We start from the raw sequence: 14,583 nt of genomic DNA, 5'->3' as shown, positions 1-14,583 counted from the left end.
GGTTCCGATCAGCCTCTCGCTTACCCGTACCCGGCCCGCCGGGCCGCCGGGGTAGAATCCGCAGCCATCGAGACAACGCACGACAACAACGGACCCCTTACCCATGGCGATCACCGAACCCTCCCTGGCGTTCTCCGCGGCGCTCATCCTGCTGGCCTACCTGATTGGCTCCGTGCCGTTCGCGGTGGTCGTCAGCAAACTGATGGGACTGCAGGACCCCCGCAGCTACGGCTCGAAGAACCCCGGCGCCACCAACGTGCTGCGCACCGGCAACAAGACCGCCGCCGCGCTGACCCTGCTGGGCGACGCCGCCAAGGGCTGGTTCGCCGTCTGGCTGGCGCAGCGCCTGGCGCCCGGCATCACCCCCGGGCCGCTGGCCGCGGTCGCCGTGGCCGCCTTCCTGGGCCATCTGTACCCGATTTTCCTGGGCTTCAAGGGCGGCAAGGGCGTGGCCACCGCCCTGGGCGTGCTGGTCGCCATCCAGCCCTGGCTGGCGGTCGCCACGGCGGCCACCTGGCTGATCATCGCGGTGTTCTTCCGCTATTCATCGCTGGCCTCGCTGGTGGCCGCATTCTTCGCGCCGGTCTACTACGTGTTCGGCTCCGGCCTGGCCTGGTATGCCCAGCCGGCCATGGGCATTGCCCTGGCCATCATCGGCGTGCTGCTGTTCTACCGCCACCGCGCCAACATCACGCGCCTGGTGCAAGGCACCGAAAGCCGCATCGGCGGCGGCAAGAAAAAGTGATCCGCGCGCCGGTACGGGCGTCGCGGCACAAATGAAAAGGGGGCCGCGGCCCCCTTTTCATTGCCCGGCTCAGCCAATCTCCGCCAGGTCCCAGCGCGGCCGCACGGTAAATCCGTGCGCATCGGGATCCAGGGTCACCAGCCCGGCCTTGACCCGTTCGGCCGCCGCGAAGGCGATCATGGCGCCGTTGTCGGTGCACAGCGACAGCGGCGGGAAATAGGCCTGTGCCTTGAGCGGCTTGAGCGCGGCGGCCAGCCTGGCGCGCAGCAGCTGGTTGGCGCCCACCCCGCCGGCCACCACCAGGCGGCGCAGGCCGGTCTGCTTGAGGGCGCGGATCGACTTGGCGGCCAGCACCTCGACAATGGCGGCCTGGGTGGCCGCCGCCAGGTCGGCGCGGGTCTGCTCGTCCAGTCCGCCGTCCTGCTCGGCCGCCTTGACCCGGGTCAGCACGGCCGTCTTCAGGCCGCTGAAGCTGAAATCCAGGTCGCCGCTGTGCAGCATGGGGCGCGGCAGGTCGAAGCGCGCGGCATCGCCCTGGTCCGCCAGGCGCGCCAGCGCCGGTCCGCCCGGATAGCCCAGGCCCATCAGCTTGGCCGACTTATCGAAGGCTTCGCCGGCGGCATCGTCCAGGGTTTCGCCCAGCAATTCGTAGCGCCCCACCCCGTCGACCCGCATCAACTGCGTATGGCCGCCGGACACCAGCAGCGCCACGAACGGGAAATCGGGCCGCGGGTCGGCCAGCATCGGCGACAACAGGTGGCCTTCCAGGTGATGGATGGCAATGGCCGGCAGGTGACGCGACCAGGCGAACGACTGCGCCACGCTGGCGCCCACCAGCAGCGCGCCGGCCAGACCGGGCCCGGCCGTATACGCCACCGCCCCGATGTCCGACATTTCCAGGCCCGCCTCCTGCAGCACCTGGTGCGTCAGCGGCACCACGCGGCGGATATGGTCGCGCGAGGCGAGTTCAGGCACCACGCCCCCGTATTCCTGGTGCATGGCGATCTGGGTGTGCAGCGCGTGCGCGAGCAGGCCGCGTTCCGTACAGACGGCTGCGACGCCCGTTTCGTCGCAGGAGCTTTCAAAGCCGAGAATAATCATGGCGGCAGAGTTTACAACTGATGCGAAAATACGCCCGTTTACAAAATGACCGAGGGCGGCCAAGCCCCCTTCCGACAAACCGAGCCTGCAAGCACCCTGGGGATAAGAATGCTGGAGAAGCTATTCAACCTGCGTGAACACGGCACGACCGCGAGAACCGAGATCGTGGCCGGCCTGACGACATTCCTGACGATGTCGTACATCATCTTCGTGAACCCGGACATCCTGTCGTCCACCGGCATGGACCGCAACGCCGTATTCGTCGCCACCTGCCTGGCCGCCGCGCTGGGCTCGCTGGTGATGGCGCTGATCGCCAACTGGCCGATCGGCATGGCGCCGGGCATGGGGCTGAACGCCTTCTTCGCCTTCACCGTGGTCAAGACCATGGGCTACACCTGGGAGCAGGCGCTGGGCGCCGTGTTCATCTCGGGCGTGATCTTCCTGGTCCTGACCATCTCGGGCATCCGGGTCTGGCTGGTCAAGGGCATCCCGCATTCGCTGCGCAGCGCCATCGCCGCCGGTATCGGCCTGTTCCTGGCCATTATCGCGCTGTCCAGCGCCGGCATCGTGGTGGCGCATCCGGCCACCAAGGTGACGCTGGGCGACCTGACCACCCCGGGACCGCTGTTTGCCATCCTGGGCTTTTTCATCATCGCCTCGCTGGACGCGCTGCGCGTGCGCGGCGCCATCCTGATCGGCATCCTGGTGGTCACGGTGCTGTCGATGGCGCTGGGCTACAACGAATTCAAGGGCGTGTTCGCGGCCCCGCCGAGCCTGGCGCCGACGCTGTTCAAGATGGACATCCTGGGCGCGCTGCACACCGGATTCGTGCACGTCATCCTGGTGTTCGTGCTGGTCGAGGTGTTCGACGCCACCGGCACGCTGGTGGGCGTAGCCAAACGCGCCGGCCTGATGCCGGAGGGGCGCCCCAACCGCCTGGGCCGCGCCTTGTTCGCCGACAGCACCGCCATCGTGGCCGGCTCGATGCTGGGCACCAGCAGCACCACCGCCTACGTCGAAAGCGCCTCGGGCGTGCAGGCCGGCGGCCGCACCGGCCTGACCGCGCTGGTGGTGGCCCTGCTGTTCCTGGCCGCGCTGTTCATCTCGCCGCTGGCCGGCGCCGTGCCCGCCTACGCCACCGCCCCCGCCCTGCTCTACGTGGCCGGCCTGATGATGCGCGAGCTGATCGACATCGACTGGAACGACGTCTGCGAAGCCACCCCGGCCGCGTTGACGGCGCTGGTGATGCCGTTCACCTACTCCATCGCCAACGGCATCGCCTTCGGCTTCATCAGCTACGTGGTGCTCAAGACCGCTACCGGCCGCGTGCGCGACGTGCATCCGGCCACCTGGCTGGTGGCGATCCTGTTCGTCATCCGCTACGCGTTCTTCCCGGAATAACGTCCGCCAGACGCGCCCCATGCAAAACCGCCGCGCTTCCGGTCCGGAAGGCGGCGGTTTTTTCATGCCGGCGCGTACCCGCCGCTAGGCCACGGCGGTCCAGACCGCGAGTTCATAGCCATCGAGGTCGGCGAAGTGGAAGCGGCGGCCGCCGGGGAAATCGAAGGCCTCGCGGCTGATGCGGCCGCCCGCCGCCGTCACGCGGCGCTGCGCGTCGGCCAGGTCGTCGGCGTACAGGATCACCAGCGGCCCGCCCGGGCGCACCGGCTCGCCGGTGGTGAAGCCGCCCTTGATGCGGCCATCGGTGAATTCGGTGTAGGTCGGCCCGTAGTCGGTGAACGACCAGCCGAAGGCGTCGCCATAGAAGCGCTTGCTGCGCGCGATGTCGGCGACGTTGAATTCGATGTTGTCGATCTGGTGGTTATTGCCGGTGGCGCCCATGCGTATCTCCCGCGGATATCGAAGAAAACCGCATCATCGCCGATTCGAGTGGCCGCGTCTTGAACGAAACGGCCAGACGCTGCCGATCATGCTGGCAATCGCAGGCGCGACGGTGCGATCGGAGGTTGGGCCTGGAGCCGCGGGAACGATGCTTGCGGCGCCGAAGTGACCACTATACCGGTACGACTGCCCGGGTCGCGGGCCGCCCGGCAAATCGTCATCATTGAGCCCGGCTATCAACCCGCCGGCCCGTATGGTTGCTGGCGGGAGCGGTTGAATTCGCCGATACACTCCCCATGTATATAAGACCATGGAGCCGACCTTGCCTCGCCACACCCCGCATTCGACCTGTCCCCGCCGCCCACGCGAGCGCCGCGCATGAGCACCCTGGCCCGCATCCCCTTCTCGGTGCTGGACCTGGCCCCGATCGTGCAGGGCCGCGACGCCGCCGACGCCTTCCGCAACAGCGTGGCGGTGGCGCAGCACGTCGAACGGCTCGGCTACAAGCGTTTCTGGCTGGCCGAACACCACAACATCAACGGCGTGGCCAGCAGCGCCACGGCGGTGCTGATCGGCCACATCGCCGGGCACACCTCGACGCTGCGCGTCGGCTCGGGCGGCGTGATGCTGCCCAACCATGCGCCGCTGATCATCGCCGAGCAGTTCGGCACGCTCGAAACCCTCTACCCTGGCCGCATCGACCTGGGCCTGGGCCGGGCGCCCGGCAGCGATGGCGCCACGCAGCACGCGCTGCGCCGCGGCCCGCGCAGCGGCCTGGAATTCCCGGCGCTGGTCGAGGAGTTGCGCGGCTTTCTCGCGCCTTCGCGGCCAGGCCAGCCGGTGCGCGCCATCCCTGGCGAAGGCCTGGACATCCCCATCTGGCTGCTGGGTTCGAGCGATTTCAGCGCCCGGCTGGCGGCTGAACTGGGCCTGCCGTTCTCGTTCGCCGGCCACTTCTCGCCCGAGGGCATGGCGGCGATGCGCCTGTACCGCCACCTGTTCAAGCCGTCCGAAACGCTGGCCCGACCCTACGCCATGATCGGGGTGCCGGTGGTGGCCGCCCCCACCGATGAAGAGGCCCGGCGCCTGTCCACCACGCAGCAGCTCAAGTTCCTGTCGCTGGTGCGCGGCAACCGCCTGCAGTTGCAGCCGCCGGTCGACAGCATGGACGGGCTCTGGAACGAATGGGAGCGCGAGGCGGTCAATCAAAGACTGGGCGCCGCCATCGTCGGCGGCCCCGACACCGTCAAGCGCCGGCTGGAAGCCCTGGTCGCCGAGACGGAAGCCGACGAAGTCATGATCGTGTCCGATTTCTACGATATCGCCGATCGCCTGCGTTCCTTCGAGATCGTCGCCGCGCTCAAGCAGCGCGACGGCGTACCCACAACAACCGCGGCGTGAGGCCGGCGGCCCCGCCGCCGGCCCCACAAGCTCCGCAGACCGCGCTCGCCACAGCGCCAACCATTGCGACGCGACCGGTCCCCGCTCTACTATGGACCGGCAGGACCGGCAACCGCGTCGCCGCATCCGGTCCGGGGCAGGCGTCCCCGGGCCGCTGATACCGACACTTTGCGCCGCGCCAGCGGCAAGGATCCAAAATGAGTATTGTTGAACTCACCAAAGACAGCTTCCAGGAAGCCATCACGCCGGACGGCACCTTGATCGTGGACTTCTGGGCCCCCTGGTGCGGCCCGTGCCGTGGCTTCGCGCCGGTTTTCGAGCAGGCCGCCACCGAGCATCCCGACGTCACCTTCGCCAAGGTCAACACCGACGTGGAACAGGAACTGGCCGGCGCGCTGGGCATCCGCTCGATTCCCACGCTGATGGTGTTCCGCGAGAAAGTCCTGCTGTTCTCGCAGCCCGGCGCCTTGTCCGGCGGCCAGCTCAATGAGCTGCTCGCCAAGATCAAGGAAGTCGACATGGAAAAGGTCCACCAGGAAATCGCCGCGGCCCAGGACAGCCAGGACGCGTGACGCACAAGGGCCCCTCGGGGCCCTTGTCGCATGTCACGCCAATTGTTCCCACGCCGAGCGGCCGCGCGTGATGTTGGCCGCCGTCATCTCCAGGTCGGCCACGGCGCCGCGCGGCACCGTGAAGCGCAACGCCACGCCGTCCGCGCTGAAGTCCTCCTGCACGATCACCGCGCCGGCCTGCGCCAGCCGCGACTTCAGCAGCGGCAGCTCGGCGAAGCCGCAGGCGCACGCCACCGTGGCCAGGTCCACGATCTCGGTGCGCGGGCCGTTGCGCAGGCAGTTGGCGGCGCAGCCGCCATAGGCCCGCACGAGTCCGCCCGCGCCCAGCTTGACGCCCCCGAACCAACGCACCACCAGCACCGCCACGCGGTCCATGCCCTGCCCCTCGATCGCCTGCAGGATCGGACGTCCTGCCGTGCCGCCGGGCTCGCCGTCGTCATTGAAGCGGTATTCCTGGCCGATGCGGTAGGCCCAGCAGTTGTGGGTGGCTTCGGGCTCGCTGTGCGCCGCGAAGAACGCCATGGCCTCGTCGACGGTGGCGACGGGCGCGGCATGGGCGATGAAGCGGCTTTTCTTGACGTCTTCCTCGTGCGAGCAGACGGCGGTCAAGGTGGTGGTCATAGCCCGCCATTGTAAGGGCCGCGCCCCACCGGCCTGCCCGGCCTTTGCGGACGGATCCGGGCCGCGTCGGGCTCAGCCGTGGCAGTCGGCGACTTCCTGGTCCAGATAGACGTCGAAAGCCACGTCTCTGGCCCATTTGGCGGTCAAGGCCTTCCAGGCGTCGGCCCGCGCCCATTCGCGCATGCGCGCATCGAGCCAGGACTGCGTGGCCGTATCGGCCGCCGGCAGCAGCCAGACCCGCTCAGAGCGGGCGCCGTCGGGGCGCAGCGTGGCCGAGAATTTCTTCCATTCGGGAAAACGCATCAGCGGTTCCCAGACCGCGTCGTCGATCAGGCCGATGTCGCAGCTGCCCTCGCGCACCGCGACCAGCGCGTCGGACGGCACCCGATAAGTGCGCACCACCGCGCCCCAGCCCCGCGCCAGCGCCTGCGCGCCGACGGCGGCCTCGGCCATGCAGACGCTGCGGCCGCGGGCATCGCTGCCCTGGCGCATGCGGGTATCGCTGCGGATCACAGCCTTGGGACGCGCGGCGTAGCCGGTGGCCACCGCCGCCAGATCGCCGGGCAGCGCCTGGGCCGGCTGCGCCCGATCGGCCAGCACCATGTCGACCTCGCCCGCGGCGAGCAGCCGCGCCGCGTCGGCCACCGCCACCTGCCGCAGGCTGAACGGCAGGCCCAGGTCCTGCGCCAGCTTCTCGGCCATGGCGATATCCAGTCCTTCCGGGGTGCGGATCTTGGCGCCGGCCACCGGCGCGGGCGCCAGGTACGGCACGCCCACCACCAGCTCGCCGCGCTGGCGCGCGGCCGCCAGGCCGTCGGCCGCCGCCACGCCGCCGGTGGCGGACAGCAAGGCCGCCAGGCTGGCCAGGAAACGCAGACCGCGCCGCATGATGGGCCTCACACGTACTGGTAGCGCAGCAGCCGGTGCTTGAGATTCTCGAGCACGAACTGGTCGATCAGCGCGGCCAGCACCGCGATGACCAGGATGTTGGTCATGACGCCGGTCATGTCGGCGATCTCGCCCGAATAGGCCAGCGAACGGCCCAGGCCCTTGCCGAAGCCGATCAGCATTTCGGCCGAGATCAGCGCGCGCCAGGCATTGCCGAACGCCAGCTGGGCGCCGGTGATCAGCTCGGGCATGACAGCCGGCAGGTAAACGCGCTTGACCAGGCCCCAGGGCGTGGCGCCCATCACGCGGGCGGCCGAAACATGCACGCGCTGCACCGATTCGGTGGCGTTCATCACGCTCAGCGCCGCCGGGAAGAACGCCGACAGCGCCACCACCACGATGATCGGCGTGCTGCCGAAACCCATCACGATCAGGAACAGCGGCACCCAGGCGATCGACGGGATCGATTGCAGGATGACGATGGCGCTGCGCAGCACTTCACGGAAGAAGAACAGCACGGCCGCCACCAGCCCGAAGCCGATGCCCGCCGCCAGCGCCAGGCCGTAGCCCGCACCCAGGCGGCCCAGCGTGCCCATCAGGCTCTGGTGGAACGACTGCTTGCCCAGGTCCTCGAACAGGCGTTCGAGGACGGCGGGCACGCCCGGCATCAGGAAGTCGGGCAAGGCCAACGCCGCCGCCTGCCACAGCGCCAGGATGAACAGCACACCCAGCACGCCCGCCAGATGCTTACGGGCGCCGGTCACACGGGTCGATGCGCTCAAAGCTTGCGAGCCTCTTGCCAGGACAGGTCGACGATGCTGGAGACGTCATACGGCTTGCCGTCGCGCGTCTTGAGCGAACCCTGAGCCTGCAGGATGTCGGCGATCTCCTGCATGCGCTTGGTGTCCTTCTCGGTCAGCTTGGGCGTGAACACCTGCGTGCTGATGGCTTCGGCGATCACCGTCTCACGCGGCAGCTCGCCACGGTTCAGGGTCTTGAGCGTGGGCTCGGCAATGAAGTACGAGGCGATCAGCTTGGAGGCCTGGGCCGGCTCCTTCTGCAGCAGCGCGATGGCCTGGTTCTGCGCGTCCAGCGCCTTCCAGACGTCGTCCTTGCGCTTGGCCAGCGTCTCGCCCGAGGTGATCACCACCATGCACGGGAACGGCCAGGCCTGGCCCACTTCGTAGATCTGCTTGACCGGCGCCACCAGTTGCGCGATGCGGTCGTAGGGCTCGAACAGGAAGGCCGCGTCGACGCGCTTGCCCACCAGCGACTGCACCGCCACCGCCGGGCTCACGCCCATCACGTTGACGTCGTCGGCGGCCAGGTTGCCCTGCTTGAGCACCACGCCCTTGAGCACCACGTCGGCGGTGCTGCCTTCGGCCTGCGAGGCCAGCGTCTTGCCCTTCAGGCCGGCGATGTCCTTGATGCCCGAATCGTCGCGCACGATCAGCGAGTGGTAGCCCTGCTGCGCGCCGCCCACCACCTTCAGGTCCGCGCCCTTGGAGGCCCAGGCCACGGCGTTGGTGAAGCCCAGCACGCCGATGTCCAGCTGGCCGCCGACGATGGCCTTGATCAGGTCGGTGCCCGACTTGAACTCGATCAGCTCGGAATCCAGGCCGGCCTTCTTGTAGTAGCCGCCTTCCTGCGCCACGATGGCCTGCGCGTCGTCCATCACGCGCAGGTAGCCGACGCGGAATTTCTCGGCGGCCATGGCGGGCGCCGCGGCCAGGAGTGCCGCGGCCAGCGGCAGGGACAGCCATTGCTTGAATTTCATGGGAAAGGCTCCAGGGAATCGAGGATGGCCGACGCCTGGTGGCGCCGCCCGTGAACCGGAAAATCGAAAGGGTCAGGCGGCCAGCGCCAGGTCGGAATGCGCCGCCGCGCCGTCGACCGCGATGCCCAGCAGGCGCAGGATCTCGCGCTTCTCGGCGGCCAGGTCGGACAGGTCGTGGCTCTTGGCGCGATGGGCCAGGTTGAATTCGCGCAGCACCCGCGCCGGGCGCGGACTGAACACCACGATGCGGTCGGCCAGGAACAGCGCCTCGTCGACGTCGTGGGTCACCAGCAGCACCGTGGGTTTTTCCTGCGCGATCAGCTGGCGCAACACGTCCTGCAGCGCCAGGCGCGTCAGCGCATCGAGCGCGCCGAAAGGTTCATCCATCAGCATCGTCTGCGGCTGCGCGATGAAGGCGCGGGCCAGCGCGGCGCGCTGGCGCATGCCGCCGGACACCTGGTGCGGGTAATAGTGTTCGAAGCCGGCCAGGCTGACGCGCGCCAGCCATTGGCGCGCCGCCTCGCGGGCCCGCTTCTTGGGGGTCTTCTGGAATTCCAGCGCCAGCGCCACGTTGTCTTCCAGCGTCAGCCACGGATACAGCGCGTGCTCCTGGAACACCAGCGTGCGGCTGGGATGCGGACCGCTCACGGCCTTGCCGTCGGCCAGCACCTGCCCTTGCGTGGGTTTTTCCAGGCCGGCCGCCAGGTGCAGCAGGGTCGACTTGCCGCAGCCCGACGGCCCCACCAGCGCGACCAGCTCGCCGGTCTTGAATTCGCTGGTGAAACCGTCGACGACCGGCAGGTCGCCGAATTGCTTGTGGACGTGGTCGAAAGTCAGGTTCATGGAACGAATCGTGGGCGCGCGTGGGGAACGGGCCTAATCTAACAATTCGTTATATGAATCCAAACGATAAATATCGCATGTCCTTAATGCCTGGAGTTATAAAACAGCCACTTCAAGCGGCCGCCCCCGACCGGCTGGCATGCCGTTGCAGGCCGACCGCGATCAGGAAGCCGAACAGCACCGCCACCGCGGCGGACAGGAAGATCGCCGGATAGCCGAAACCGCCGGAGATATAACCCGCCACCGGACCGGTCGCGCCCAGCGCCAGGTCGAGGAAGGCCGAATAGGCCCCCAGCGCCGCGCCGCGGCTGCCCGCCGGCACCCGCGCCACCGCCTCGACCCCGATGGCCGGGAACACCAGCGCGAAGCCACAGCCGGTCAGGGCCGCGCCCACCAGCGCGGCGCCGGGATTGGGCGCCAGCCACAGCAGCGCCAGGCCGGCCGCCTCCACCAGGAACGACACCTGCGCCACCCTGAAGCCGCCATAGCGCGTGATGGTGCCCGCGAACAGCAGGCGCACGCCGATGAAGGCGCAGCCGAAGGCGCTGAGCGCGTGCGCCGCGCCCTCCCACGAGAAGCTGGCGTAGTACAGCGCCACGAAGGCCGCCAGCGTGCCGAAGCCGACCGAGCCCAGTCCCAGCGCCATGCCATGCGGGAACACCCGCAGCACCACGCTCTTGAAGGCCATGCGGTGGCCGCCGACGATGGCCACCGCGGCCCGCGCCAGCGCCAGCCCCAGGCCGGCCAGGCCCAGCAGCAGCACGGCGCCGCCCAGCGCGCCCATGCTCCATTCGGTCTCCAGGTAGACCCCCAGCGGCGCGCCCAAGGCCAATCCGCCGTAGGTGCAGATGCCGTTCCAGGAAATCACCCGCGCCGTGTGCAGCGGGCCGACCCGGGCGATGGCCCAGGTGGCCGAGCCAGTGCCGACCCAGCTTTCGCCGAAGCCCAGCGCCAGCCGGCTGACGATGATGGCGCCCAGGCTGAGCCAGGCGCTGCGCTCGAAGGCGTAGGCCAGCAGCAGGAACACGCCGCTGGCGGCACAGGCGGCCATGCCGATCACCACGGTCTGCTTGGGGCCCACGGTATCGGCCATGCGGCCCGCGTGCGACCGGCTCAGCAGCGTGGCCACATACTGCACGCTGATGGCCAGCCCGGCCAGCACCGAGCCGTAGCCGAGCTGGTCATGCACGTAGCCCGGCAGCACCGCCAGCGGCAGGCCGATGGCCAGATAACAGATGAAGGTGAAAAAGGCGATCGCGACGATGCGCGCGGTCAATGCGAACGTCCCGATGGGCGCGCCATCGGGCGTGGTATGAGGAGTGGGAGGCATGGCAGACTGGGTGGAACCTGGCGCAACGGGCCAGGGTTTACCCGGATGATAGCCCAGCAGGATTGCGGCAGGCTGAACGCCGTCCAGCCCGCCGCCCTGGCCCGGGAGTCAGGCCCGCCAGCAGGCCCGGGCCATAGGCCCGCATATCAGGCCCGTGGCATCGGGCTCCGAGTATCAGGCTTCGATGCCGCGCGAGGACAGGTAGTCTTCGTAGCCGCCGCGGTAGTCGACGATCTCGCCCGAGGGCAGGATCTCGATCACGCGCGTGGCCAGGCCGGACACGAATTCGCGGTCGTGCGACACGAACACCAGCGTGCCTTCGTACTTTTCCAGCGCGAACTGCAGCGATTCGATCGATTCCATGTCCAGGTGGTTGGTCGGCTCGTCGAGCAGCATGACGTTGTGGCGGCCCAGCATCAGGCGGCCGAAGGTCATGCGGTTCTTTTCGCCGCCGGACAGCACCTTGGGCGCCTTGGGCAGGTCGTCCGCCGAGAACAGCAGGCGGCCCAGCACCGAACGGATCGACTGGTCGTCGTCGCCCGGCTGGCGATGGTCGCCCATCCAGTCGAGCAGGTTGATGTCGGTCTGCAGGAACTGATCCGACACGTCCTGGGCCATGTAGCCCAGGTCGGCGTTTTCCGACCACTTGACGCTGCCGGCGTCCGGCGCCAGGTCGGTGGCCAACAGGCGCAGCAAGGTGGTCTTGCCGACGCCGTTGGCGCCGATGATGGCGATCTTCTCGCCGGCATCGACCATGGCCGAGAAGTTGCGGATCACGGGCGCGTCGTAGGACTTGGACAGGTTCTCGACCGTGACCGCCAGGCGGTGCATGACCTTGTTCTGCTCGAAGCGGATGTACGGGTTCTGGCGCGACGACGGCTTGACCACGACCTGCTCGGCCTTGATGCGGTCGATCTGCTTGAGGCGCGAGGTGGCCTGGCGCGACTTGGACTTGTTGGCGGCGAAGCGGCGCACGAAGTCCTGCAGTTCGGCCACGCGTTCCTTGGCCTTGGCGTTGTTGGCCACCAGGCGCTCGCGCGCCTGCGTCGAGGCCAGCATGTAGTCGTCGTAGTTGCCCGGGTAGATGCGGATCTCGCCATAGTCCAGGTCGGCCATGTGGGTGCAGACCTGGTTCAGGAAGTGGCGGTCGTGGCTGATGATGATCATCGTGCTCTGGTAGCTGTTGAGCACGTTTTCCAGCCAGCGGATGGTGTTGATGTCCAGGTTGTTGGTCGGCTCGTCCAGCAGCAGCACGTCCGGGTTCGAGAACAACGCCTGCGCCAGCAGCACCCGCAGCTTCCAGCCCGGCGCCACTTCGCGCATCGGCAGGTTGTGCTGGTCCACGGCGATTTCCAGGCCCAGCAGCAGCTCGCCGGCGCGGGCTTCGGCGGTGTAGCCGTCATATTCGGCGAACTTGGCCTCCAGGTCGGCCGCGCGCATGTAGTCGTCTTCCGACGCTTCCGGGTTGGCGTAGATCGCGTCGCGCTCGGACATCGCGGCCCACATCTCGGTGTGGCCCATCATCACCACGTCCAGCACGCGCAGGTCCTCGAAGGCGAACTGGTCCTGGCGCAGCTTGCCCAGGCGCACGCCCGGCTCCAGCGAGACGTTGCCGGCCGACGACTCCAGGTCGCCGCCGATGATCTTCATGAACGTCGACTTGCCGGACCCGTTGGCCCCGATCAGCCCGTAGCGGTTGCCTTCCCCGAACTTGACGCTGACGTTCTCGAAAAGGGGCTTGGGACCGAACTGGATGGTGAGATTGGCGGTGGATATCACAGTGTTTTAGCAGCGGGAAATGGATGTGGCGCCAGGATGGCGCGACAACGCCGGCATGCGGCGAAACCTGATAGTGTACCAAGCCCGGATGGCAAACCGCCCGGCGCGGGCCGGGCGGTCGAAAAAACCAGGCGGGCCGGGGCCTCAGTGATGGTGTTCGTCCAGCACCAGGTGGGCCAGGCCCTTTTCGGTGGCGATGCCGACTTTCTGGCCGATCGGCAGCGTCGCCTTGGTGGCCACGTGACCGTACGGCAGGCCGGTCACCACCGGCACCTTGACCGTCTTGCGCAGCCAGGCCACCACTTCGTGCAGGTCGTAGCCCTTGTCGTGCGGCGCCAGCTTGTAGTCGGAGAAGCGCCCCAGCACGATGGCCTTCTGCCTGCCCAGGATGCCGGCCTGCCAAAGCTGTATCAGCATGCGCTCGATGCGGTAGGGATGCTCGGCCACGTCTTCCAGGAACAGGATGCCGCCGCGCACCTTCGGCATGTAGGGGGTGCCCACCAGCGAGGTCAACATCGCCAGGTTGCCGCCCCACAGGATGCCGCGGCAATCGACCGGGTCAGCGTCCTGGGTCTCGAAGCTGAGGATTTCCAGTTCGCCGCGCATGACTTCGCCGAACAGCGCTTCGGTCAGGTCGTCGACCTTCTTGCCGCCGAAGTCGTAGATGGCGGTGGCGCCGGTGTAGCTGACCGCGCCGGTCTGCGCCAGCAACGCCAGGTTGAAGGCGGTGAAGTCGCTCATGCCGACGAAGCGCTTGCCGCTGTCGGCCATGGCCTTCCAGTCGATCGCGTGCAGCAGCCGGCCCATGCCGTAGCCGCCGCGCGTGACCATGACGATCGGCAGCTTCTGCTTGGCGGCGCGCGTCAGGCTGGCCAGGCGCTGCGCGTCGGTGCCGGCAAAGCGCTGGTGCTCGGCCAGCGCGGTGCGGTCCAGCGCGGTCTTGAAGCCCTGCGCGGCCAGGCGCTCGCGCGCCAGCTCCACCGTCCGCGGGTCGCGCACGGCGGACGACGGCGAGATCAGGTAGATGCCGCGGGCGTCCGGGAAGCCGTGGACGTGGCCCGGCTCGTGGTCGTGGCTGTGGTCGTGGCCGCAGTCCTCGCCGCATTCGTGGTCGTGATCGTGGCTGGCGTGGTCATGCGCCGGGGCGGCGGCCGCCTTGGCGGCGCGCGCCTTGGCGCCTCGGGTGTTGCTCATGCGATGGATTCCTTGGCGCGGCGTTCGCGGAAGAACCGGCGCAGCAGCTCGCCGCAGGGTTCCGCCAGCACGCCGCCGGTGACTGAAGTGTGATGATTGAGTCTGGGCACCGAGCCCACGTCCAGCACGCTGCCGCAGGCGCCGGTCTTGGGATCGTAGGCGCCGAACACCACCCGCGCCAGGCGCGCGTGCAGCATGGCGCCGATACACATGACGCAGGGTTCCAGCGTGACGTACACGGTGATGCCCGGCAGGCGGTAGTTTTCCAGCGCGCGCGCGGCGCCGCGCAGCGCGACGATCTCGGCATGCGCGGTGGGGTCGTGGTCGATGATGGTGCGGTTGTAGCCGCGCCCCAGGATGTCGCCCTGGGCCGAGACCACCAGCGCGCCCACCGGCACCTCGCCGATGTCATAGGCCGCCCGCGCCTCGTCCAGCGCCAGCGTCATGAAATCGGCATCCTGCGCGGTCCAGGGCGGCGTGGCCGCCATGG

At 68.6% G+C, this 14,583-nt stretch carries 15 protein-coding genes; 4 read left to right on the top strand and 11 right to left on the bottom strand.

Annotated elements, in window-relative coordinates:
* The first annotated feature begins 103 nt into the window (after window positions 1-103).
* A complete protein-coding gene (gene plsY / locus ACUTAG_RS28740; protein WP_006388155.1) occupies window positions 104-745 on the top strand; it encodes a glycerol-3-phosphate 1-O-acyltransferase PlsY in 642 nt (213 codons plus the stop codon).
* 69 nt (window positions 746-814) lie between these two features.
* Here plsY and tsaD read toward each other — a convergent pair whose 3' ends face one another.
* A complete protein-coding gene (gene tsaD, locus ACUTAG_RS28735; RefSeq protein ID WP_006388154.1) occupies window positions 815-1,846 on the bottom strand; it encodes a tRNA (adenosine(37)-N6)-threonylcarbamoyltransferase complex transferase subunit TsaD in 1,032 nt (343 codons plus the stop codon).
* A gap of 108 nt (window positions 1,847-1,954) precedes the next feature.
* Between tsaD and ACUTAG_RS28730 the strand changes: the two genes are divergently transcribed.
* Window positions 1,955-3,247, top strand: a complete 1,293-nt coding sequence (locus ACUTAG_RS28730; RefSeq protein ID WP_006388153.1) for an NCS2 family permease — start codon at window positions 1,955-1,957, stop codon at window positions 3,245-3,247.
* A gap of 84 nt (window positions 3,248-3,331) precedes the next feature.
* Here the strand turns inward: ACUTAG_RS28730 and ACUTAG_RS28725 are convergent, their stop codons facing one another.
* Entirely contained in the window at window positions 3,332-3,688 is a 357-nt protein-coding gene (locus tag ACUTAG_RS28725; RefSeq protein ID WP_020927470.1) for a VOC family protein, read from the bottom strand.
* Between the two features lie 378 nt (window positions 3,689-4,066).
* Between ACUTAG_RS28725 and ACUTAG_RS28720 the strand changes: the two genes are divergently transcribed.
* Window positions 4,067-5,089: an LLM class flavin-dependent oxidoreductase gene (locus tag ACUTAG_RS28720; RefSeq protein ID WP_020927468.1), complete on the top strand. Its 1,023-nt coding sequence runs from the start codon at window positions 4,067-4,069 to the stop codon at window positions 5,087-5,089.
* Between the two features lie 197 nt (window positions 5,090-5,286).
* Entirely contained in the window at window positions 5,287-5,661 is a 375-nt protein-coding gene (locus tag ACUTAG_RS28715; RefSeq protein WP_006388150.1) for a thioredoxin family protein, read from the top strand.
* Between the two features lie 33 nt (window positions 5,662-5,694).
* Here ACUTAG_RS28715 and ACUTAG_RS28710 read toward each other — a convergent pair whose 3' ends face one another.
* The 9 genes from ACUTAG_RS28710 to tadA form a co-directional block, all read right to left on the bottom strand.
* Window positions 5,695-6,282 carry an IMPACT family protein gene (locus tag ACUTAG_RS28710; RefSeq protein ID WP_006388149.1) on the bottom strand — a complete coding sequence of 196 codons (588 nt, stop codon included), beginning with the start codon at window positions 6,280-6,282 and terminating at the stop codon, window positions 5,695-5,697.
* Window positions 6,283-6,354: 72 nt separating this feature from the next.
* A complete protein-coding gene (locus tag ACUTAG_RS28705) occupies window positions 6,355-7,170 on the bottom strand; it encodes a transporter substrate-binding domain-containing protein (protein WP_148319329.1) in 816 nt (271 codons plus the stop codon).
* 8 nt (window positions 7,171-7,178) lie between these two features.
* Window positions 7,179-7,952: an ABC transporter permease gene (locus tag ACUTAG_RS28700; protein ID WP_026383568.1), complete on the bottom strand. Its 774-nt coding sequence runs from the start codon at window positions 7,950-7,952 to the stop codon at window positions 7,179-7,181.
* The gene (locus ACUTAG_RS28695) at window positions 7,949-8,947 is read right to left on the bottom strand and encodes an ABC transporter substrate-binding protein (protein WP_006388146.1); all 999 of its coding nucleotides are present in this window, start codon (window positions 8,945-8,947) and stop codon (window positions 7,949-7,951) included. The genes ACUTAG_RS28700 and ACUTAG_RS28695 overlap by 4 nt, the downstream gene beginning before the upstream one ends.
* 72 nt (window positions 8,948-9,019) lie before the next feature.
* On the bottom strand, window positions 9,020-9,790 hold the full coding sequence (locus ACUTAG_RS28690) for an ABC transporter ATP-binding protein (protein WP_006388145.1): 771 nt from the start codon (window positions 9,788-9,790) through the stop codon (window positions 9,020-9,022).
* Between the two features lie 112 nt (window positions 9,791-9,902).
* Complete coding sequence (locus ACUTAG_RS28685; RefSeq protein WP_024068718.1) at window positions 9,903-11,120, bottom strand: MFS transporter; 1,218 nt, start codon at window positions 11,118-11,120, stop codon at window positions 9,903-9,905.
* A 174-nt stretch (window positions 11,121-11,294) separates the two neighbouring features.
* A complete protein-coding gene (locus ACUTAG_RS28680; protein WP_049050954.1) occupies window positions 11,295-12,899 on the bottom strand; it encodes an ABC-F family ATPase in 1,605 nt (534 codons plus the stop codon).
* A gap of 144 nt (window positions 12,900-13,043) precedes the next feature.
* The gene (locus ACUTAG_RS28675; protein ID WP_107316582.1) at window positions 13,044-14,093 is read right to left on the bottom strand and encodes an LD-carboxypeptidase; all 1,050 of its coding nucleotides are present in this window, start codon (window positions 14,091-14,093) and stop codon (window positions 13,044-13,046) included.
* Window positions 14,090-14,581: a tRNA adenosine(34) deaminase TadA gene (gene tadA / locus ACUTAG_RS28670; RefSeq protein ID WP_006388140.1), complete on the bottom strand. Its 492-nt coding sequence runs from the start codon at window positions 14,579-14,581 to the stop codon at window positions 14,090-14,092. Before tadA ends, ACUTAG_RS28675 begins: the two co-directional genes overlap by 4 nt.
* Between the last annotated feature and the right edge of the window lie 2 nt (window positions 14,582-14,583).

The sequence above is a fragment of the Achromobacter sp. CSND-B12 genome (assembly GCF_052906545.1).
The sequence above is the reverse complement of the archived record's forward strand: the minus strand, read 5'-3'. Positions and strand labels throughout refer to the sequence as shown.